19 protein-coding genes are annotated in these 22276 nt (G+C 62.7%); 15 read left to right on the forward strand and 4 right to left on the reverse strand.

Annotated features, from left to right (window positions below):
• The 4 genes from JWP26_RS19335 to JWP26_RS19350 all read left to right on the forward strand — a co-directional run bounded on the left by JWP26_RS19335 (nucleotide 1) and on the right by JWP26_RS19350 (nucleotide 5265).
• On the forward strand, nucleotides 1-1665 hold the full coding sequence (locus tag JWP26_RS19335; RefSeq protein WP_299731684.1) for an ABC transporter ATP-binding protein: 1665 nt from the start codon (nucleotides 1-3) through the stop codon (nucleotides 1663-1665).
• A complete protein-coding gene (locus tag JWP26_RS19340) occupies nucleotides 1655-2563 on the forward strand; it encodes a CehA/McbA family metallohydrolase (protein ID WP_299731687.1) in 909 nt (302 codons plus the stop codon). Before JWP26_RS19335 ends, JWP26_RS19340 begins: the two co-directional genes overlap by 11 nt.
• A 48-nt stretch (nucleotides 2564-2611) precedes the next feature.
• A complete protein-coding gene (locus tag JWP26_RS19345) occupies nucleotides 2612-3745 on the forward strand; it encodes a Xaa-Pro peptidase family protein (RefSeq protein ID WP_299731690.1) in 1134 nt (377 codons plus the stop codon).
• Nucleotides 3746-4146: 401 nt separating this feature from the next.
• Nucleotides 4147-5265 carry a ring-opening amidohydrolase gene (locus JWP26_RS19350; protein ID WP_299731693.1) on the forward strand — a complete coding sequence of 373 codons (1119 nt, stop codon included), beginning with the start codon at nucleotides 4147-4149 and terminating at the stop codon, nucleotides 5263-5265.
• Between the two features lie 52 nt (nucleotides 5266-5317).
• Here JWP26_RS19350 and JWP26_RS19355 read toward each other — a convergent pair whose 3' ends face one another.
• The 3 genes from JWP26_RS19355 to JWP26_RS19365 form a co-directional block, all read right to left on the reverse strand.
• Entirely contained in the window at nucleotides 5318-6742 is a 1425-nt protein-coding gene (locus JWP26_RS19355) for an MFS transporter (protein WP_299731695.1), read from the reverse strand.
• 90 nt (nucleotides 6743-6832) lie between these two features.
• Entirely contained in the window at nucleotides 6833-8131 is a 1299-nt protein-coding gene (locus JWP26_RS19360) for a hypothetical protein (RefSeq protein WP_299731697.1), read from the reverse strand.
• Between the two features lie 20 nt (nucleotides 8132-8151).
• Entirely contained in the window at nucleotides 8152-8889 is a 738-nt protein-coding gene (locus tag JWP26_RS19365; protein ID WP_299731699.1) for an aspartate/glutamate racemase family protein, read from the reverse strand.
• 401 nt (nucleotides 8890-9290) lie between these two features.
• On the opposite strand from JWP26_RS19365, the gene JWP26_RS19370 reads away from it, so the two are divergent.
• Genes JWP26_RS19370 through JWP26_RS19395 form a run of 6 tightly spaced genes read left to right on the forward strand, consistent with a single transcriptional unit; the run spans nucleotide 9291 to nucleotide 15234 of the window.
• Nucleotides 9291-10820: an ABC transporter substrate-binding protein gene (locus tag JWP26_RS19370; RefSeq protein WP_299731702.1), complete on the forward strand. Its 1530-nt coding sequence runs from the start codon at nucleotides 9291-9293 to the stop codon at nucleotides 10818-10820.
• 7 nt (nucleotides 10821-10827) lie between these two features.
• Nucleotides 10828-11859: an ABC transporter permease gene (locus JWP26_RS19375; RefSeq protein WP_299731705.1), complete on the forward strand. Its 1032-nt coding sequence runs from the start codon at nucleotides 10828-10830 to the stop codon at nucleotides 11857-11859.
• Entirely contained in the window at nucleotides 11856-12704 is an 849-nt protein-coding gene (locus JWP26_RS19380; protein ID WP_299731708.1) for an ABC transporter permease, read from the forward strand. The genes JWP26_RS19375 and JWP26_RS19380 overlap by 4 nt, the downstream gene beginning before the upstream one ends.
• A gap of 3 nt (nucleotides 12705-12707) precedes the next feature.
• On the forward strand, nucleotides 12708-13724 hold the full coding sequence (locus JWP26_RS19385) for an ABC transporter ATP-binding protein (protein WP_299731711.1): 1017 nt from the start codon (nucleotides 12708-12710) through the stop codon (nucleotides 13722-13724).
• Entirely contained in the window at nucleotides 13724-14533 is an 810-nt protein-coding gene (locus JWP26_RS19390) for an ATP-binding cassette domain-containing protein (RefSeq protein WP_299731714.1), read from the forward strand. Before JWP26_RS19385 ends, JWP26_RS19390 begins: the two co-directional genes overlap by 1 nt.
• Complete coding sequence (locus JWP26_RS19395) at nucleotides 14530-15234, forward strand: aspartate/glutamate racemase family protein (protein ID WP_299731716.1); 705 nt, start codon at nucleotides 14530-14532, stop codon at nucleotides 15232-15234. The genes JWP26_RS19390 and JWP26_RS19395 overlap by 4 nt, the downstream gene beginning before the upstream one ends.
• Nucleotide 15235: 1 nt before the next feature.
• Here JWP26_RS19395 and JWP26_RS19400 read toward each other — a convergent pair whose 3' ends face one another.
• A complete protein-coding gene (locus JWP26_RS19400) occupies nucleotides 15236-16189 on the reverse strand; it encodes a TIM barrel protein (protein ID WP_299731719.1) in 954 nt (317 codons plus the stop codon).
• 336 nt (nucleotides 16190-16525) lie between these two features.
• On the opposite strand from JWP26_RS19400, the gene JWP26_RS19405 reads away from it, so the two are divergent.
• The 5 genes from JWP26_RS19405 to JWP26_RS19425 all read left to right on the forward strand — a co-directional run bounded on the left by JWP26_RS19405 (nucleotide 16526) and on the right by JWP26_RS19425 (nucleotide 22269).
• Nucleotides 16526-17596, forward strand: coding sequence for an ABC transporter ATP-binding protein (locus JWP26_RS19405; RefSeq protein ID WP_299731721.1), 1071 nt, complete (start codon nucleotides 16526-16528; stop codon nucleotides 17594-17596).
• A gap of 135 nt (nucleotides 17597-17731) precedes the next feature.
• Nucleotides 17732-19177, forward strand: coding sequence for an extracellular solute-binding protein (locus JWP26_RS19410; RefSeq protein ID WP_299731723.1), 1446 nt, complete (start codon nucleotides 17732-17734; stop codon nucleotides 19175-19177).
• A gap of 99 nt (nucleotides 19178-19276) precedes the next feature.
• Entirely contained in the window at nucleotides 19277-20179 is a 903-nt protein-coding gene (locus JWP26_RS19415; RefSeq protein ID WP_299731725.1) for a carbohydrate ABC transporter permease, read from the forward strand.
• 3 nt (nucleotides 20180-20182) lie between these two features.
• The gene (locus JWP26_RS19420; protein ID WP_299731727.1) at nucleotides 20183-21076 is read left to right on the forward strand and encodes a carbohydrate ABC transporter permease; all 894 of its coding nucleotides are present in this window, start codon (nucleotides 20183-20185) and stop codon (nucleotides 21074-21076) included.
• Nucleotides 21076-22269 carry a M24 family metallopeptidase gene (locus JWP26_RS19425; RefSeq protein WP_299731729.1) on the forward strand — a complete coding sequence of 398 codons (1194 nt, stop codon included), beginning with the start codon at nucleotides 21076-21078 and terminating at the stop codon, nucleotides 22267-22269. The genes JWP26_RS19420 and JWP26_RS19425 overlap by 1 nt, the downstream gene beginning before the upstream one ends.
• Nucleotides 22270-22276 lie beyond the last annotated feature (7 nt).

Below are 22276 nucleotides of genomic sequence, written 5' to 3' on the forward strand. Positions count from 1 at the left end.
ATGAAGACGCCCCATGTCGACGTTCGCAATCTCAAACTGGTCTACAAAACCGGCCCGCAGACCGAACTGGCCGCCATCGATGAAGTGAGCTTTTCCATCGGCAAGGGCGAGACCCTGGGCATCGTCGGCGAAAGCGGTTGCGGCAAGTCATCGCTCGCGCGTGCCTTTCTGGGCTATACGCGGCCAGGCGCGCGGATCGCCGGTGGCGCCCTCGTGGTGGGCGGCGTCGACGTCTTTGCTCTGACGGGCGAGGCGCTGCGGCGCTATCGCGGCGGGCGCGCCGCCATGGTGCCCCAGAACCCGCTGTCGGCACTGACCCCGCATCGCACGATCGGCCAGCACATGGTCGAGTTGATCCGGATTCACAACGCAGCCGGCAACATCTCGCCTACCCAGAAGGCGCTCGACCTTCTGGCCGCGATGGAACTGCCCGATCCTTCGGCGATTTTCGCGCGCTATCCCCACCAGCTTTCGGGTGGCCAGCGCCAGCGCGTCGTCATCGCCGCGGCCCTCGTGGCCGAACCCGAGCTGATCGTGCTTGATGAGCCAACCACGGCCTTGGACAAGACCGTTGAAACCCAGGTGCTCGACCTTGTCAGCCGCCTGCAGAAACGAACCAACACCACGCTGATCTATGTGAGCCACGACCTGAACGTGGTTGCCCGCATGTGCGATGGTGTCTTGGTCATGCAGCACGGCAAAGTGCTGGAGGATGGACCCACCAAAGAGGTCTTCAACGCGCCAAAAACCGAATATGCGAGGACCCTTATCGCCGCCATTCCCAAGCTGCGCACCGGCACGCGTCCGGAACCGGTGCGGCTGGCCACGGCGGCACCGATTCTGAGCATCCGTGACCTCGATTTCAGCTATGGCGGCAAACGCTCGCGGTTTATTCCGAGATTTTTCGCCGCGCCGCCGGCCCGCCAGACCTTGAAGGATATCAGCTTGTCGATAGCGGCTGGCTCGACCTTGGGCGTCGTGGGTGAATCGGGCAGCGGCAAGTCGACCCTTGCCAGCCTGGTCGCGGGCCTCGTGGGCGGCAATGGCGGCAGGATCATGTTCGACGGCAAGCCGCTTTCGGGCCTTGCCGGCGGCCGCGGGCGCGATCTGCGCCGACGCGTGCAGCTCATTTTCCAAGACCCGGCATCCTCCCTCAATCCGCAGCATACGGTGGAGCAGATCATTGCCCGCCCGCTGCAGGTTTTTTTCGGCATGACCCGCGCCGCCAGCCGGGACCGGGTGGTGCAACTGCTCGACGAACTCGACCTGGACGCGACGCTGCTGACGCGCTCGCCACGCCAGCTCTCCGGGGGGCAGCAGCAGCGTGTCGCGATCGCGCGCGCCTTTGCGTGCGAGCCCGACCTGGTGCTGTGCGATGAGGTGACGTCGGCGCTCGATGTTACGGTTCAAGCCCAGGTGCTTCAGCAGATGAAGCGCCTGCAGCGCGAGCACAACACGGCCTATCTGTTCATCTCGCACGATCTTCCGGTCGTAGCCGAAATGTCGGACCAGATGCTGGTGCTCGAGGCGGGCGAAATCCGCGACTACGCCGATACCGGCACGATCCTGACCAATCCCAACTCGGCATACACGAAAAACCTGTTGGCGGCGTTCGCCAGCGCCACCGCGCATTCTACCAAAAGGACCTTCCAAAATGTCAGCTGACGCCTTCTCCGCCCCGGGTCGTTTTTTCAAGGGCAATCTGCACACCCATTCGACCCGCTCGGACGGCGGGATCGGCCCGGAAGAGGTTTGCAAGCGCTACCGTGAGCGCGGCTACGACTTCATCTCGTTGACCGATCACTTCGTGGCCGCCTACGAGTACCCCGTAGTCGACACGCTGGCCTATCGAACCAATGCCTTTACCACGATCAGCGGCGCCGAGTGCCATGCGCCGGGCATCGAAAATGGCGACGTCTGGCATATTCTGGCCGTCGGCCTGCCGCTGGATTTCGAGCCCAATCGTCCCGATGAGACCGGCCCAAAATTGGCCCAGCGCTGCATCGATGCCGGTGCGTTCGTCACCATGCCCCACCCTGAATGGTATGGATTGACGCTTGCCGACGCCCAATCCATCCCCAATGCCCACGCTGTCGAGGTCTATAATCACACCAGCCACGTTCGGCAGGGCCGGGGCGGCGGCGCCTATCTGCTGGACGCACTGCTGAACGAAGGGCGCCGCATCAACGCAGTCGCCGCCGATGATGCTCACTGGTTTCTCGCTAGCGATGAAAATCGCGATGCCTTCGGTGGTTGGGTCATGGTGAAAGCCGAGCGAAACGAGCCTGAAGAGCTGGTGGCCGCCCTCAAAAAAGGCAACTACTATTCGTCTCAGGGGCCCACCATCGACAATATCGAAATCATAGGCGATACGATCCACATCGAATGCTCGCAAGCCGAGGAGATCATGGTCGTGGGGCCGGCATCCAAGAATGCCTATCTTGCCGGCACGGGCTTGACGTCAGCACAGCTACCCATCACCAAGTTTGCTAGCCAGCGGTGCCGCGTGATGGTCAGATCGGCTGATGGAAAGCTGGCTTGGAGCAACCCGATCTACCTCTAGTCGGCGCTCGATTAGCGCAAGCCCGTGACTGGGCCTCAGGGAGTTGAGATGAAGCCGAGCCGGATTAGCAATGACGAGCGAGTTGGCCGGCTTGGCCTGCTACGCACCGCAATGGACGGGCAGGGCGTTGATGCCCTGCTGTTGGGCTCAACCGAAAACCTGCGGTATTTCACCGGACTGGACTGGCATCCGAGCGAACGCTTCTGCGGCGCCCTGGTGACACGAGACGCCCTGACCTATGTGGTTCCCGGCTTCGAGCGGTCACGGGTAGAAGGCCTCGCCAAGGTCGATGCAGAGATCGAGGCTTGGGAGGAGCACGAGGACAGCGCGCGGTTGATCGCCTCGCTGCTTGGATCGACCGGCCAAATGGCGCTCGACGAGGCCCTTCCCTTGTCCCAGTTTTATCGCCTGCAGCACGTGCTGGGTGCCGAGCGTTTGGTCGATGGCGGCCAACTCGTGCGCGAACAGCGCTTATGCAAGTCCGCCGCCGAGATCGCACTCATCCAATATGCGATGAACCTGACGCTGGATGTGCAGAAGTCGGCACACGCGATGATGCAGCCGGGCATCAGGGCTTCGGACGTCGTTGCCTTCATCGATCAGGAGCACAGGCGGCTCGGATCGGACGGCGGTTCGGTCTTCTGCGCCGTGTCATTCGGCGCAACGACGGCGCTCCCCCATGGCGGAGACCAGGAACGCACCCTGTCGCCGGGCGACGCCATCCTTGTCGATACGGGTTGTCGCGTCGACGGCTACCATTCCGATATCACCCGAACCTACGTGCTGGATGAGCCGGACCAGCAGTTCGCCCAACGTTGGGCCATTGAGCGGGAAGCCCAGCAGGCAGTGTTCGATGCTGCCAGCATCGGCGCCACATGCGGCAGTCTGGACGACGCCGCGCGAAACGTTCTCGCCCGTCACGAGCTGGGTCCGGACTATCGCCTGCCGGGTCTGCCCCATCGCGCCGGCCATGGCCTCGGGCTGGACATTCACGAAGAACCCTTCATCGTTCGCGGCAACCAGACACGGTTGCGGCAAGGCATGTGTTTCTCCAACGAGCCGATGATCGTTTTTCCCGGCCAATATGGCATACGCCTCGAGGATCATATCTACATGACGGCGGAAGGACCGCAGTGGTTCACCCGTCCGTCCCATAGTCCGACGGACCCATTCGGGTCGTGAGATGAAGAAATGCGGCCCGCCCCGGTGGACCGCCTCTTCGGCGACCTCTGAACTAGCCCTTGAAATCTCGGCCGCGCGCTGTTTCCAGCGCTAGCCCGGCGTCGCTTCGCCAAGCCTGCCTCAAGCCACTTGAACATGTGCTGCGCCGTTCGTTCATCGCATGTCGACGGATTGCAAATCGCCGTGATGGTCGCTCCGACGATTGCCATGTCCGGCGTCACAATCACGAGCCGCCGCTGGCCAATCAGATCCGAAAGAAGGTTCAGCAGGTCAACAACCATTCCGGCTCGGGCATGTTGATTTTTGTATTTCATAGGCTAGTAATTTGTATACAATATGGGTCAGCCGGTAGCGATCTTGCCCCAAATCGGAGTCAGATCGCCTGATGTGAGAGGACCCCTATGGCCAATGCACTCGTACCCACCATCGACGCCTTTCGGGTGCCGCTGGACAACACGACCGATATTGCCGGCCTCGACCGGCTGTTGAATGAGGGCGCTCTGCGCCCCGACGACGTCATTGCGGTGACTGGCAAGACGGAGGGCTGGCAGCAGGGTGAGACCAGCCGGCTCGACGCCGACCAGGCGATCCGCCGCTTTTTGCTTGACCGCGGATCGCGCCTGGCAAGCACCATCGACCAGGTTCCCATGGTGTTCACGACCGGCGGCATCGGCATATTGACGCCGCACATCATGGTGTACACACGCACCTATGCGGAGCCGTCGAACGATAGTGCCGGCCGGCTGGCCATGGGCGTCGCGCGGTCCGACCTCATCCGTCCCGAATGGATGGCGACCACGAGAATCGTCGAGGCCAATGCCGATGCTGTCCGGCGGGCGGCGAGCGATGCCGGTATCGACCCCAGCGCGGTCGAGTACGTCGTCGGTAAGGCATATTACCCATCACGGCAGGATTTTGCCGACGCCCGGGCGGCCGGTCACTCTATTCCTGAAAATGACGACCGGGTACTGTTCCGCAAGGCGAGCGGGGCTGCGGGCCTTGGGGTCGCGGTCGCAGCCGATGGTTTGCCCATGCCCGCGGCCGAGGAGGTGGGCACGCGGTTCGACCTGTGGTCCGCCAAGGTTGCGATATCGGCCAACGAGTGGGAGCCGGTGGGCGGCGCCGGCCCGCAGACCCAGTTGATGGCATTTGGCAACAAGGTCGGCGCCGGCGGGCGGCTTCGGGTTGGCCACGCCGCCATGACCGACGCGCTCGACGTGGACGCCCTCACCCGCGCGCTGCGGCGGGCGGGGCTCGATGTCGGGCCGGGCCCGCTATCGCCGGAGCATCGGGCCCGCGTGGTGGCGGTTTACGTCAAGTTCGGCTTTCCCGTCGAAGGCCGGCTGCGCGGACGTCGCCAGATCACCGAGAACCCGCAATACGGCAATCAGGTGAAAGCGGCGCTCGGGGGCATGTTCGCGTCGGTCCTTCAGGACAATCTGGTGTGGATATCCGCCTCGGCCACCCACCAGGGCCCCGCTGGAGGCGGCACCGTAGCTGCGGTCGTCGACGTCAGCTAATTTTCGAAGAGGCGCGGTGGCGGCCCATATGGGTCGCGCCTTGCCTACTGGCTCAAGCTTCCGGGTAGCTGCCTGCGGGTGGCTGCCCAATTGGCGTTTGCGTCTGTCCAACCGAAGCGGGGAGCGCCCGCATTTGCAGGGCGGAAACCAATGTCAGGACAGCGAGGACAGCGAAGCTGAGTTGGAAGTCGATGGTGTCCAGGCCGTTTGCGCCCCGAACAGCCTGGAAGAAGCTGAGACTAAGGCTTCCAACCACGACGCCCAACAGGATGGTGATCTGCATCAGCATGGTCGACAGGGTCGACGCTGAACTGCGCTGTTCGGGACTGATATCGATGAAGGCCAGCACGTTAAGCGCGGTATACTGCATCGAGCGCGTGGCACCGCCAAACACCATGAGCGCTATCACCAGATAAACCGGCGTATCTGCCCGCAGCGCGATGCAAAGCGCGATCGCCACGGCGCTCAGGATACCATTGACCACCATCGCCTGGCGAAACCCGAAGCGTTCGAGCACGGGTGTGGTGATCAGCCGGACCGCAAGATTGCCGGCGAAATAGGCCACCATCAGGCTGCCGGCCTGGAAGGGATCGAGACCGAATCCGAGTTGGAACAATAGGGGCAACAGGAACGGCATGGTGTTGAGCGCAATGCGATAGTAGCTGCCGGCCAGCAGGTTGGAGAGCGCGAAGGTCGGCACCCGCATGGTAGAAAAGTCGAGTAGCGGATGCTTGGCACGCCGCATGTGGAGCGCGGCCAGTCCGGCGAGCACCGCGCCGCCGATCACCATGGCAATCGTGAACGCCATATTGGCGGCGTGGTGCACCAGCCCGTCCAGCCCTGCCAGCAGCAGGCCGAGTCCAAGAGAGGTCATGACGAGGCCCCGCCAATCCAGCGGCGTTTTGCTGCGATAGCCGTCATCGGGGATGAACCAGGCCGCCAGAGCCAGGCTGCACAGACCCAGCGGGATGTTGATCAGGAAGGTCCAGCGCCAGGAGAAGTAGGTGGTGATAAAGCCGCCGATGGTGGGGCCGATCACCGGGGCGAACAGGGCAGGCCATGTGAGTAGCGATATGGCGCGGACCAGTTCGGACCGGTGGGCGAGGCGCAGGACGATGATCTGTCCGACCGGAACCATGAAAGCGCCGCCTGCGCCCTGGATAGCGCGGGCGGCGACGAATTGCGGCAAGGTCTGTGCCAGGCCGCAAAGGATCGAACCCAGGGTAAAGACGACTATGGCGCCCAGGAACACGCTGCGCGCCCCGACACGGTCGGCAAGCCAGCCGGCCGCCGGAATGAGGATCGCCACCGTCAGCATGTAGACCGTGATGCCGATGCTCATGCTCAGCGGTTCAACGCCGAACGACTGGCCCATGCTCGGAAGGGCTGTGACGATGATGGTGGCATCCAGCATCTGCATGAATAGTGCGCCAGCCACGATCAGCGCGATTGTGTGGACAGATGGCTGCGCCTTCATAAGACAACTCTTGGTTCGTTGGCATGCATGCGAGATGGATAAAAGAAGGCCCGCACTGAGCGGGCCTTGCAGTTCGCGCCTCGATGAGGGTCAGGCCGCGACGCGTTTGATGACGGTGAAGACTTCGTCCGGCGTGGCCCAGCGCGGATAGGCCGGGTGCGCGGCGAGTTGGTCCTCGAGGATTTTTACCGCTTCGCCGATCTGTTTATCGGTGAGCACGAGGCCTAGCGACCTGGCCGCCGACGCCACGACCTTGCCATTGCCCTGCTGCGAATAGACCCAGTGGAACTCAGCGCCGATCAGCGCTGGATTGTAGCTGCCGCCCATATTGGCGAAATCGGCAGGCGCTCGGCCATCGAGCATCTTTTCGATATCGTGCGGCCCCTCGCGTAGGAATTGGTGGAAACCCACCACCGGCTTCAGCGGCGGCACCGGGAAACGCATGATGCGGGCCAGCTCGTCGGAAGCCCATTGCAGGCGATCAAGGCGGATGCCGGTTTCGGTACCATAGAGCACGTCGAGGGCGACCACGACTTCTTCCATCGCCGCAAAGCCCGAGCGGTAGGAAACGCCATTGAGCGCGACATCCGGCGAGGCGCCGGCAAGCACCGCCGCGATGGTGCCGGCGGTGTCCATGCCGAAATCGTCATGGGTGTGCATGGTCAGCGGGGTCGGGCCCTTGAGTCGGCTGCGGAAGGTCTTGACGTAATGGGTCATGGCCTGGGGCGAGAGCGCGCTGGTGGAATCCATCAGGTCGAACCGGCGCACGCCATTGTCGATGGCAGTGTTGCACAGTGCCATGAACTGGTCGAAGTCACGCCGGGCGCAATTGGCGACGGTCGCGTTCCACTCCATGCCGGCCGCCTTGATGTATTCGTTCATCACCGCCATTTCGTCGGCTTGGCGCTTGCGGGCGTCCTCGCTTGGCGCCTGCAGCAGGCCGGGATTGAGCAGTTTGATACCCGCCTCGGCGAACATGTCGACGGTCTGCTTCATCAGCGGCATTGGCGTGTCGCCATTGCCCAGCAGGGTATCGGTGAAGACATTCAGCTTGAACTTCGGCCTGGCCTTGGCGATGGCGAGAGCCGCTCCCAGTTCCTGCGGATCGGCTTCGCCACCGCGCCACCAGACGTTGAGGCTTTCCTCCTCGACGCCCAGCTCTTCCAGCAAGCCGCAAATCTCGATGAGTTCGCCTTCGGTCGGCTTTACGCCCACAGTGTAGATGACCTTGCGGATCGTGCTGTCGATCAGCCCCAACGGCGTGGGGATTTCGTAACCGGAGGTGACTTCGGGCATGAAGTTGAAGGGGCTGACGGAATGCCGCCCCTCGGCAGAGGCTTGGCCGCGACCGGCATTGCCGAGTGGCCCATTGGGCTTGGGTGAGGTCACGTCAGGAACTCCTATTGTCGTCACGCAATGCGTGGATTTTGAAGCAGGCCCAGCAGGGCAGGGGAAAGGCCGGCGAAGGGCGAGTTGGAAGCCGGCCTATGCTGCTCGGCTTCGGGAGCACCGGCAGTGGCGCGGATCGCATCGTGCAGCGTCGATCGGTGAGGGTCGATAACCGTCACGCCCACCTGGTCGGCAATCGCATCGAGAATGGGGATCAGGCCGGTGCCGCCCACGATCACGCGCGACACGCCCAGTGTTTTTGCGGCTGCCGTGATCTGTGGTCCGGCAATTTCGGGCAAGCGCCCGTTCTCGTCGATGAGGATGACGCCCGCCAGTCGATCGGCGAAGCCGCGGCGCAATGCCAGCTCGATCAGCATGTCGCGCCAAGCCTCGCCGATCGTCGCAATGGCAAAGGAGCCCGGCTCGGCAGCGGCAGCGATCAATCCCCCATCGGCAAAGCCGAGGACCGGGACGGCCGTGATTTCCTTGAGAGCATCCACGCCGGGGTCGCCGAAACAGGCGACAACCACCGCGTCATACTTGCGGCCTTCGGCGGTCGCCTGAGCATAGGCATCGATGACGGCGTGCGCCGCAATGGTCACGGCGGTGCGGGTCGCGATGTAGCGCGCGCCAAAAGGCGCGGTGACAGCCGTCAGTACCGCCTGGTCGCCGATCTCCGCGAGTGCCAATTGACGGATCGCCTCGGTGATTTCGGCCGATGTGTTTGGATTGATAAGCAGAATATGGGGTTTGACCATGCGTCGATAATCCATGCGGGACCACATGCAATGATGCATGATACGGTTTTGTATACAAGAAATTTGTTGTTCCCATACGGTCTGTTGGCGGGCGATTTGCCCAGCACAGTGACCGTTCTGCCGAGCTAAATAGCGGAAATGAAAGACAAAATTGAGATTTACATGCGAAAAACCTAGCCACTGCGGACTTGGTTAGAAAGAAAAGCATGGCTAATCGTGTTGACGGCGCAATCAAGATGTGTTCGTTTTAATTTCGTTATGTATACGAAACGTATCGGACCACCAAATCAGGCAAGCGGGCTCGGGCCGGATGTTCCGGGGGCGTCGCGGCAGGGACCAGAAACACCGTGCACTGGAGCACTCACATGCAATACGCCCATCGCCCAATGGCAAGGCTCAGAATGGCCGGTCTTGCCGGCGTGGTAGCGCTTAGTGCGCTACTGGCCGGCAGTTCGGTTTTTGCCGCCGATCGCGTCAACACCGTCATCGTCTCGGGCGCAGGATCGGTCAACACGCTCGACCCTATCGCGTCGAACTACTTCCAGACCAACGACCTGACGAGCCGCACCTATAGCCCGCTCATCACCTATGATGTCGACCTCAACGTGGTGGGCGATCTGGCTTCCGAGTACAAGGTCGCCGACGATGCCCAGTCGATTGCCTTCACGTTGCGCAATGGTGCCAAGTTTCACGACGGCACGCCCGTCACCTCCAAGGACATCGCCTATACGCTGGATCGCATCAAGCGGCTGGCGACCGGTGTCGCCGCCTATGTGGACATCTACGACAGCACCGAGGTTACCGACGACACGCATTTCACCGTCAAGCTGACCAAGCCGTCTGCCCTTTTCCTGACCTCGCTCAGCCGTATCTACATCATCAATTCGGCACTGGCCGAAGCTAATGCCGGCAGCGATGACGCGCAGGCGTGGCTGGCGGCCAACGATGCGGGCAGCGGCCCCTACAAGCTGACCTCGATCACCGGCAACGACGTCACCATCGACTGGGCGGATACCTATTGGCTGGATCGTGGCGATCGCCCGATGTCGCTTGTGTTCCGGCGCGTCGATGAAAGCGCCCCCAAGCGCGACGAACTGCGGATCGGCAATATCGATGTCGGCAAGAACATCCAGCAGCGCGACCTGGACTCCATTGCCAACGAACCGGGTATCACCGTGGTCTATGGCTCGGCCCCGACCGTGCATGGCATCTATTTCAATGCCAGCACCGGCCCCACCGCTGATCCGCGCGTTCGCAAAGCCATCCGCTTGGCTTATGACTACGAGGGCGCTCTCGCCGGTATCCATCGCGGCAAGGGCGCGCTGCCGTCCGGTCCGATGCCGGACGCATTGCCATGCAAGCCCGATTTCCCCATTGTCGCGCGTGACCTGGACGGCGCAAAAGCACTGCTGAGCGAAGCTGGCCAGAGCAATCTGACGTTGACGTTGCGGTTCCAGCCGGCCTTCGAGGAGCAAGTGCAGCAGGCAACGCTGCTACAGTCCAACCTCAAGGATATTGGCGTGACGCTGAACCTCGAGCCCATCGCCTTCCCGAACTACCTGCAGATGCTGCAGGATCCAGCACAGATCCCACAGATGATGCTGCTGGGCGAGAACTCGCTGTTCCCCGATCCGGGTGTGTTCCTCACCAAGACCTTCATGACCGGCGCCACCGGCACCAATCGCTCGGGCTATAGCAATCCCAAGGTCGACGAGATTCTCAACACCGCCGTCGGCACCGCCGATGCGGATGCCCGCTGCGAACTCTACAAGCAGGCCGAGACCATCATCGAGGACGACTCGCCGTTCATGCCGATCTGGTATGCCGGCAGCTACGCCGCCTATCGCTCCGACCGGCTGGCGAACCCGATCGAGGGTCAGGTCAACGGCAACTTCAAGCCACTCGACTACGCCTTGCTCAAGAAGGAATAGCGCGAAAATGGCCTACCTGCGCCTCATCTCTCAGCGCCTGGTGATGACGGTCCTGACGCTCTGGGGCCTCGCGACCCTGGTGTTCATCATGATCAAGCTCATCCCCGGAGATGAGGCGCAGGTGGCCGCCGGCCCAGGCGCTAGCCCCGAGCAGGTGGCCTCGGTCGCCAAGCGGCTCGGTCTCGACTTACCGGTATTGCAGCAATATCTGAACTTCCTGCTGCGCATGCTGCGCGGGGATCTGGGCACCTCGGTGGTGTCCTCCAAGCCGGTCCTCACCGAACTGGCCGCGGTGCTGCCCAGCACGATCGAACTGATGATCCTCGCCAGCATTATCGGCACGGTCATCGCTTTTCCCATGGCGCTGGTTGCGGCCACTTATCGCGGCAAAGCGTTCGACGGGATCACCCGCATTATCGCGGTCACTGGCGGCGCAATGCCTGCCTTTTGGCTGGCGCTGATGCTGCAATTCTTCTTCGGGAACGTGTGGCGGATCACGCCGATTTCGGGCCAGCACTCCTTCGGGATTTCGTCCCCCAACGTCACAGGCATGCCCACACTCGATGCATTGCTGGCCGGTGATATGGTGGGGTTCCTCGACGCCATGGCCTACCTCATTCTGCCCGCCATTGTGTTTGCCATTCCCTTTGCCGCGCAAGTGTTTCGATTGCTGCGGGCGTCACTGCTTGGCGTGCTCGCTTCCGACATGATGCTGCCGGTCCGCGCCAAAGGCGCGTCGACGTCGCGCATGGTGCTGCGCCACGCATTGCCCAATTCGTTGCTGCCGACCGTTAGCCTCATGGGCGTATTGATTGGTGGCATGGTCGGCGGCGCCATCTTGGTCGAAACCGTGTTTGCCCGCCGCGGCGTCGGCAGCTTTCTCGCCAATTCGGTGGCGCTCAAGGACACCTATGCGGTGCTCGGCGCGGTGATGTTCGTCGGCATCGCGGTGTGTTTGGTCAATCTGGTGGCCGACATCATCACGCTGATGCTCGATCCCCGCATCCGTGGCGCGCAATTCCGGGCAGGTGCGAAATGACGCTGGTCTTGCCGACTGCCGCGCCACGCCGCAAAGCCAATTTCACCGCCTATGAACTCACCGTGTTCGGCGTGGTCGTCGCGCTGTTCCTGCTGGCACTGATCGGGCCGATGATCGCGCCGGCCGACATCTACACCTCCAACATGCTGGAGACGTTGCTTCCGCCAAGTGCCGAGCATTGGTTGGGCACCGACGACCAGGGCCGCGATATTTTCTGGCGGCTGGTTGCCGGTTCGCGGCTTTCGCTGTTTGCGACCGTGCTGGTTGTGATCCTCTATTCGATTATCGGCATGATTGTGGCGACACTGGCAACGGTGGGGCCTCGGTGGGTCGATGAACTACTGATGCGCATCACCGATATCGGCCTGTCCCTGCCGGGCCTCGTCGTCTCGCTCGGCATCGCCACGGTGCTCGGCCCCAGCCTGCAATCGGGCATTATCGCGCTGGCCCTGACGGGCTGGCCGATGACCGCGCGCATTTTGCGAACCACCATGCGGCAGACCATGGAGCAGCCGTTCGTCGAGGGCGCGCGCATCCTGGGCGTGTCGCGAACGCGACTGATGCTCAAACATGTGCTGCCCAATTCGCTCGACGTGCTGATCGTCAAATGGGCCGGGGACATCAGCTTCACCATGCTGATCCTGGCGGGCCTGTCTTTCATCGGCGTTGGTGCCCAGCCACCCAGTCCTGAATGGGGGGCCATGATTTCGGGCGCGCGCGGCTATATGTCGATCGCCTGGTGGGCGGTCGCGGCGCCCGGCGCCGCCATCGTCATCAATGCGGTCGCCTTCGCCCTGCTGGCCGATATCCTGCAGGTGCGGCGCGACCCGTCGTTGCAGGCCTGAACCATGGGAGTGGATACGATCCTGACCGATGGCATAGTACCGGCGCAAGTCCGGCGCCGACCCGAATCCCTGCTGCAGGTCGATCAACTCTCGATCGATATCGCGACGCGCGATGCCAATGTGCGGCTGGTCGACAATGTCAGCTTCGGCATCGGCCGGGGCGAACGCGTCGCCCTGGTGGGGGAAAGCGGTTCAGGCAAGTCGGTCACCGCCCAGGCGCTGATGCGGCTCAATAGTCGGGTGAAGCTGTCGGGTCGTGTTCAGTTCGACGGCACGGACCTATTGTCGCTCTCTCCCCGGCAAATGACGGCGATGCGCGGCCAACGCATGGGCATGGTGTTCCAGGACCCGATGAGTTCGCTCGATCCGCTGATGACGATTGGCGATCAGGTCGCCGAGACACTGCGTATTCGAGGGGTCTCCAAACGCGAGGCGCGCCAGCGGGCGCTCGATGTGCTCGATGAGCTCAAGGTCGAACGCGCGGCCGAGCGGCTGGACAGCTTTCCGCATGAATTTTCCGGCGGCATGCGCCAGCGCGTGGTGCTGGCCATGGCGCTGGTGGGCGAGCCGCACCTGTTGATCGCCGACGAGCCCACCACGGCGCTCGACGTGCGCGTGCAGGAACGCGTGCTCGACCTGCTCGATGAAATCTCACGCCGCCGAAGCTTGGCCGTGCTGCTCATCACGCACGACCTGGGCATCGTGGCCGGCTTTGCCGACCGGGTGATGGTCATGTATTCGGGCCGCATCGTCGAGGAAAACGAAGCGACATTGTTGTTTGCCGAGCCACAGCATCCCTATACACGCGGCCTGCTCGAAGCGGTGCCGCGCGCCGATATTACGGTGGATCGTCTGCGCTCCATATCCGGCGCGCCCCCGGCCCCCGCCGCGCGACCAAGCGGCTGCACCTTCCACCCGCGCTGCGATCACGCCATGGCGGTATGTACCAGCGTCGAGCCTGGCGAAACCATCACGCCGCTGGGCGCGCGCGTCCGCTGCCACCTCTATGGGGAAGGGTGATGCTGCAAATCGATCATATTTCGAAGTCGTTCCCTGCCGGCCGCGGCCAGCACACCATGGTGCTGGACGACATCGTCCTCAATGTCGATGAAGGCCAATCGGTTGGCCTTGTGGGCGAAAGCGGCTCGGGTAAATCGACGATCATTCGCTGCGCGCTGGGGCTGACCCGGCCCGATAGCGGACGAGTGAGTTACAGCGGCATCGATGTGCATCGCTCTAGCCGCTTCGATACGCTGCGCTTCCGCCGCGACGTGCAATTGGTGTTCCAGGACCCCTATGCCAGCCTCAATCCCCGCATGACGGTGGAGGAACTGGTGAGCGAGGGCCTGCTGGTCCACAAGCTTGAAACCACCGCCGCCGGAAGGCGCGCCCGAGTGGTCGAAATGCTGGCCATGGTTGGCCTCGGCGAGGAAGCACTGACGCGCTATCCGCGCTCGTTCTCGGGCGGCCAGCGCCAGCGCATTGCCATCGCGCGCGCGGTGGTGATCCGGCCCAAGCTGTTGATCTGCGACGAGCCGGTTTCGGCGCTCGACGTCTCGGTGCAGGCGCAGGTGATCAATCTGTTGCAGGATATGCAAAAGCAACTGGGTCTCGGCATCCTGTTCGTGGCGCATGATCTGGCAGTGGTCCGGCATTTGTGCACCACGGTCGCGGTGCTGGAACGCGGCAGAATTGTCGAGCACGGGACGCGCGAGCAGGTGTTTGATACCCCGCAACATGCCTATACCCAGGCACTGCTCAAAGCGGTGCCCATCCCCGATCCGGCGGTGGGCCGGGCGCGCCGGGCAGAGCGGCAGTTGGCGCCATGAAATCGTTCGGAACCATCACGCCGTCATCCAATATCATCGTCGAACGGGTGACGCTGGCGATGACGCGCGATATCGCGGACGTGTCGCCGCATTTCACCCGCTTCGGTTTTGCGGGCCCCAGTGACACGGTCGTCGAGGATTATCATTGGCCCTCGATGATGGGGGCAGCGCAATTGTTGGCCGACGCGCATGTCGATCTGATCTGCTGGAACGGCAGCAAGGGCGGCGAACTGGGATTCGATCGCGACCGGGTGCTGTGCCGGCGCATCGAGGATGAGTTCGGCATTCCGGCGGTCACTTCGGTGCTGGCGCTCGACAGCCTCCTGTCCTCGAACGGCATCAAGCGCATCGCTTTTGTCACGCCCTTCCGCCAAGAGGTGAACGACAAGATCATGCGTGGCTGGAGCGCGGCGGGCTACGACTGCGTGGCCAATCTCGGCGCTGGGCTAAGCGAGAATTTCAGCTATTCGACCATGGCGCCGGCAACGCTCACGGCCATGGCCCGTCGGGTCGCGGCGTCGAAGCCAGATGCGATTCTGTTCTATTGCACTAACCTGCCCGGAGCCGGGCTCTGCGCCGCGCTTGAGGAAGAGTTGGACCTGCCCGTCCTCGATTCCGTGTCTGCCGGCGTCTGGGGCGCACTCTCCGGGCTGGGTCTGGGCAGCAGCCTGCCCGCAAAATGGGGCAGGCTGCTGCGCTAGGTCAGGCGTTCGCCTTTAGCCATTCGATGCTTGGTGCCAGCCGGACAAATACATCCTTCTGGTCCGGCACCGGTGTATTGGCGCGCTCATGCTTCACCGTGGCCGAGATCAGCGCGCGATATTCATCGAGCGTCGCATCCGACTGTGCGGCGAGCCAGTCCTTGTCGAAGACCGGCATGGCGAATTGGCCGCGATGAAACTCGATCCAGCGGGTGGCATTGGGCACCAGAGCCAGCAGCTCGCTCCAATCGATATCGCCGGTGCCGAGCGGGGTCAGGTAGCGGCGCATTAGGTCGCCGTCGAAGGTGGTGTAGCAATCGTCGATATGGACCTGCGCTACGTGCTTGGCGATGCGGCGGGTGCATTCAACCGCCTCTTCCATGCGGCAGGGCACATTGACCGGGTCATGGGCGATGCCGAGCAGGTCTTCTCCGACCTCGTCGATGATGCGCAGGATTTCGAAGGTAGAGATTTCCTCGTGTGTCTTGATCAGCAGCCGCGTGCCGCTCTCGCGGATCGCGGGGGCAAGTGCCTTGACGCCATCGATTACGCCCTGCAATTGGGCCGACCACGGCACCAACGGATCGTCGCGGTCCTCGATCATGCCGACGACGAAGAACACGGTCTTGGCGCCGAGCGTCGGCATGGCGCGCAGCACCTTTTCCAGGCCCTTGACCATGTCGCCGTCACCGGCGTCGATCAGTGATTTGCAACGCTCGGGCCGGGCGGGATTGAAGGTGCCGACGCCGGCATTGAGAATGATGTCACGCGCCTCGGCGGCCCGCCGCAAGTCCGCCAGCGCTGCCGGATCGAGCGTCGGCAGCACCGACAGGATATTGCCGAACAACACCCCTCCAAGGCCAAGCGCCTTGGCCTTGTCGAAGATTTCTATGGGGGACAGGGTCTCGTAGCCGGGCAGGCTGTTGTTGAATACGCCGATCAAGTCGGTCTCCATGGTTGGTGCTCGGTGTGTCGCCGCTCGGCAATTCTTGTATACAAAACATAACATATTGGCATGCAAAATGTGGATGGCTGCAATGCGTTTTGTTGCCGCGCGAACGTAGTCTGTCTATTTGTAGCGGAACCTGAACCTGCCTCATTGCAGCCAAACCCGCCGTGCGACAGGCATTTTTCCTTCCCGCGGGTAATAATTCTTCGTTAACAGTCTGGTTGCGACGCACGCGTCACGCGACCAAAGGTGCAACATAGCGTTGGACGTTTTGTATCGGATTTGTTGACACGTAGAATACAAAACGGCAGGCTCATCTCATAGCGAGGACCGGGGAACAGCATGGCCAGCGTTCAGATGCGCAAGGTAATCAAAAACTTCGCTGGGGCGGAAGTGCTCAAGGGCGTCGATTTCGACATCGTCGATGGCGAGTTCCTCAGCCTTGTTGGCCCATCGGGTTGCGGCAAGTCTACGCTGCTGCGGATGATCGCCGGGCTGGAAGATATCACAGGCGGCGAAATCCACATTGCCGGCCAAGTGGTGAACGGCCTTGCCGCCAAAGACCGGGATATTGCCATGGTGTTCCAGAACTATGCGCTCTATCCCCACATGACGGTGCGCGAGAATCTCAGCTTCGCGCTCGAAATGCGCGGCGAGTTCAAGGCACATATCGAAAAGCAGGTTGCCCATGCAGCCGGCATTCTGGGGCTGGAACAACTGCTCGATCGATATCCGCGCCAGCTCTCGGGCGGCCAGCAGCAACGCGTCGCCATGGGCCGCGCCATCGTGCGCAATCCGCAGGTTTTCCTGTTCGATGAGCCGCTCTCCAATCTCGACGCCAAGCTGCGCGTGCAGATGCGCACCGAGATCAAGGACCTGCACGAGCGGCTGAAGACCACAACCATCTATGTCACTCACGACCAGATTGAAGCCATGACCATGGCCGACCGCATCGTGGTGATGCGTCTTGGTGTCGTCGAGCAGATCGGCACGCCGCTGGAGCTTTATGACCATCCGGCAAATTCCTTCGTCGGCACTTTCATCGGCTCGCCGTCGATGAACCTGCTGCGGGGCCGGTTAGTGGGTGGCGATAAAGGCCTCGTTTTCGAGCATGGCGGTGGCCAGTCCATGCCGCTCGGCGCCGCCTTGAGCGGCGTCGTGCCTGGCACTGGAGTCGATCTCGGCATTCGCCCCGAACACTTGACGCTCGGCGACACCGGTTTTGCCGCCAAGGTCGTGGTGGTCGAACCGACCGGCGCCGAAACCCAGGTGGTCGCCGATATAGACGGCCAACGCGTGACCGCCATCGTCAAGGACCGCGTCTCCATCGTGCGCGGCGATCTCATTCATCTCGCGCCCGATACGGCGCGGGTCCACTGCTTCGATGCTGGGACCGGTCATCGTCTCCCCTGACCGCCTGGCATCGCTGAACGGGGCGGCTCCGCCGCAAGGCAGCCGCCCCGCATCGCCACCCGATTTTGAACCGCTTTGCCGGTCGCGTTCACTCGCGCCCGCAAGATCCAACGCAACCCGAATTCCGAGGACCTCATGACCAAATCAAGTGACCTGCCGGGACTGAAATCGAGCCTCTCACGGCGTACGGTTCTGCGCGGCATCGCCGCTACTGCCGGGGTGCTGGCGATGCCCGCCATCCTGCCATCGCGCGCCTTTGCCGCTACGCCTGGCAGCAATCCGGGCAAATACAAGATCGATCTGGGCGGTTATACCGGTCCCGAACTGACCAACGCCCCGATCACGCTCAAGATCATGCGCCAGGAATTTCCGCCTGAAGTGAACGCGGTGATGCAGGCCCAATACGATGCCTTCTCGGCGGCCTATCCGAACATCACCATTCAGGAAGAGCGCGTGCCCTATGGCGACCTGCCCACCAAGGTGCAGGTCTATGTGACTTCGGGCAGTGCCCCCGACATCATGATGGGCCGCAACGACTTCGCTTCGGCCTATGCGGCCGGTCAGCTCACCCTGCCGCTGCAGCAGTTCCTGTCCGCCGATTTCATCGAGGACGTCTATGCGCCGCTGCGCGAGTCGGCGACCATCGACGGCAATCTGGTTTGTCTGCCCTGGGAGACCAACCCGGTCTATATGGCGTTCAACCGCGACATCTATGACAAGCTCAAGATCACGCCGCCGCCCGAAGTCGGCGAGTTCGACGGCGGCTGGACCGTCGAGCAATATATGCAGAACTTCGACGACGTCACCAAGGCCCTGCGCGCCTCAGGCGATACCCAGACCTTCGCGCTGGCCGCATCCGGCTATGGCAATGGCGGGCCGGGCTCCAACTATACCCAGCTCGAAAGCATCTGGGTGCGCATGATGGGCGATCCCAAAGCGGCCAAGGATTCCTCGGTCTACAACACCTTCATGGGGGTGTCCGAAGACGGCTTCACCGCCAGCGGCTATGTGAACACGCCCGAAGCCGCTGCCGGCCTCGCCAACTACCAGACGGTGTTCAAGAGCGGCTATACGCCCACCGGCGTCGTGCCCGACCAGTTCCGCGGCGGTGCTGCGGCCGTCACCTTCAGCGGCACCGGCACGGTCAAGCGCTTCCTCAAGACTGGCCAACCCTTCAATTTCGGTATGTCCCCGGCGCCCAAGGGAACCATCGCCTACACCACCACGGTCGCCGATTCGCCGACCATCTATTCGGGTACGCCCTATCCGGCGGAGACCGCGGCACTGCTCGCCTTCATCTGCAATGACGCCAACCGCTTCGCCTTCCACGATGCCTGGGGCTCGATGCCGGTGCGCAAGACCCTAGTCGATGCACTGCCCGAATATGCCTCCGACCAGCGCCTCGTGCTCGGCACCAATGTTGCCGACAATGCTTTCGGCCCGCCCAAGTCGGTCGGCTGGTTCGACTATTTCAGCGCTATCAACCCGGCAGTGAAGGACATCGCGCTCGGCACCGATCCGCAGACCCGTCTCAATGACGTGGCCACGCAGATCGACGGCCTCCTGGCCAAATACAAGTGACCCCAGGCGCCCCGCCGCTCTGCACCGGCGGCGGGGCGTCGCTCCATTTGACGAGGGCCAGTGGCGGAACGCCACTTTGTTTGAAGAGGGACTGCGGCCATGAAGTTTCCAAGCTGGACAGGTAATCCGACGCGGCGCGGCGAGCTGGTCATCGGCCCGCTGATGATCCTGCCGGCGGCACTTGGCCTCTGCATCTTCCAGTTCTGGCCGCTCGGCGTCGCCATCCTCAACAGTTTTCGTGCCTTCAATCCGTTCAATCACCGGCCCAATGGCTGGGTGGGTTTCGGCAATTACCAGGCGGTACTGGCCGATCCGTCGTTCCAGTCCTCGTTCTGGGTTTCGCTGATTTATATGGTCCTGATGATCGTCATCATCATTCCGTCGGCCCTGGGCCTCGCGATCCTCTTGGACAAACGCATGCCGGGCACGGCGCTGGCGCGCGGCGCCATTCTGGGCGCACTGGCGTCATCCGAGGCGGTGGCGGCGCTGATCTGGAACGCCATCTACCAGCCCAATAGCGGCCTGCTCGACGTGATCTTCCAGACGTTCGGCCTGCCGTCGCAGCCATTCCTGACCGACGGGCATCTTGCCGTGGTCTGCATCGTCATCATGACCGCCTGGAAGGATATCGGCCTGCCGATGCTGATTTTCCTCGGCGCGCTACAGGCCATCCCGCCGCATCTATTCGAGGCCGCTTCGATGGATGGCGCCAATCGCTGGAACAAGTTCTGGCGCATCACGCTGCCGCTGCTGCGACCGAGCCTGGTGCTGGGCCTGTTCATGACCACGATTGCCGCGGCGCGCCTGTTCACCCCGATCCAGATTCTTACTGCGGGCGGGCCGAACGGGCAGACCTCCAACATCGCCTACTTCTCCTACGCGCAGGCATTCCTGTTCAATTCGCCCGGACCGGCTGCGGCCAGTGTCGTCATGATGCTGCTCATGCTCGTCGCCATCACCATTATCCAGGCTCGCGCCCTGCGCAGCCGCTCTGGGATCTGAGCCATGGCCAGCGACACTCTCTCGATCGCCGATAAAATCATCGCCAAGCCCGCGCCGTTGACGCAGATCCGCAGGGGCACTGTATTCGGCGCCATGGGGCTGCTGCTCGTCGCAGTCTTCTTCGCCTTCCCCATCGTCTGGTCGGCGCTGTCGTCGCTGAAATCAACGGACGATATCGTCAAGTTCCGCTATCCGCTGACCTGGTGGACGTTTTTCCCGCCGTTTCCGACGCTGGAAAACTACTACGCGCTATTCTTCCAGTTGAACTTCCAGCGCGCTTTGCTCAACACGGTGATCGCGAGCGCCGGGCAGGTGATCATCGCGGTGGTGACCTCGACGCTGGCAGGTTATGCCTTTGCCCGGCTGCGCTTTCCGCTGCGCAATGCGCTGTTCGGCCTGCTGCTGGTGACCGCCTTCATCCCGCTCGAAGTCATCCTCGTGCCGCTCTATGAGGTGGTCAAGGGCATGGGCCTGGTCTCGACGTACCCCGCACTGTTCCTGCCCTTCGCCTGCAGCCCCTTCGGCATCTACCTGATGCGGCAGGCCTTCCAGTCGATCCCGGTCGAACTCGATGATGCCGCCCGCGTCGATGGCGCCTCGACCCTCAAAATCTTCTGGCGCATCGCGCTGCCCAATGTGAAGCCGGCGCTCGCTACCCTGGTGCTGATCCAGTTCATTTGGAGCTGGAACGCCTATCTCTGGCCGCTGGTGATCATCCAGGACCCCAGCATGCAGATCGCCCAGGTCGCCATCGCCGGCTACAAGAGCGTGCCGAACTTCCCCCTCGACGGTCCGCTGTTTGCCGGCGTCACCGTCGTGACCATCCCCCTGGTGGCCATCGCCATCATCCTGCAGCGCTACTACGTGCGCGGCCTCATGAGTTCAGGAATTCGCTGATGACTTTGCTTGCCTCTATCGACCGCATCGCGGACGACTGCCTGCTCCAACGCATCGCCAAGGCGCGGGCCATCATGGCCGATTCCGGCGTCGATGTGCTGATGGTCTACTCCCATCCGCGTCCCGGTGGCGGCGTGCTGCAATACCTGGCCGGCTGGGCTGCAAGGGCCGCAACCATAATGCTGCTGCCCAAGCAGGGCAGGGGGATCATCCTGGCCGCCGGTCCCAACAATACCCGTGTATTTAACCAGCGCTGTTCGTTCTTCGCCGATACCCGCGCCTACGGACCCAATGCCGCGCTCGATAAGCTGCTGGCTGCCGGTCTTGCCGAGCTTGGCGTCAGCGGTGGCAAGATCGGGGTGTCCGGCACGCCGTATATGGGTGCGCCGCTGAAGCTGGCCCTCGATGGCATGGTCACGGAGCAGGTGTTCCTCGGCGATGCCCTCGATGCGCTGCGCCTCGTGCGCCATGCCGATGAAGTGCGAATGCACCAACACGCCGCCGATATCTCCGTCGCGATGATCAACCGCGTCATGGAACTGGCCCGACGGCCTGAAACGACGCCGTCCGAACTGATGACCAATGCCGAATTCACTGGCCGCCAGCTTGGCGCGGACTCCTCCAGCATCTGGCTCGCTACCGGGGAGGCACCGCCGACCACCTATTTTGAGCTGTTCGAGCTGAACGAAACGCTGGGGCCCAAGGACCGCGTGCAACTGGGCGCGACGGTGACCTATGAGGGCCATTTCGGCCAGTGCCTGCGCACCGGCGTGCGTGGCGGTATTGCGCCGGCGATGGCCGATGCCTGGTCGCGCATGGTCGAGATGCAGGACCGGGCGCTTGCCACCCTCGTCCCCGGCGCGCCGATGCAGAACCTGGTCGATACTCTCGAAGCCGATATCGACGCCTTCTGCCCCTATACCCGCGCCACCGACCCGTTCCGCTTCCAGTCGTGTCATTCGCTCGGCATCAATTATTCCGACCCGAGCTATGTGCAGGCGGTCAATCCCGAACGCGACCGCAGCAAGGGTGCTCAGCTGCCGCTCGTCGCCGAGAACATGATCTTTGAAATCCATCCCAACTTCACCATTCCCGGCCTCGGCCACATCTGCGTCGGCGACATGGCGCTGGTGACCGCGACCGGGGCGAAGTGGATCACCAATAGCCCACGCGAAATCGTGCGGCTGGACTGAGGAGCGA

The sequence above is a fragment of the Devosia sp. genome (assembly GCF_028290435.1).
Taxonomy (GTDB): domain Bacteria; phylum Pseudomonadota; class Alphaproteobacteria; order Rhizobiales; family Devosiaceae; genus Devosia.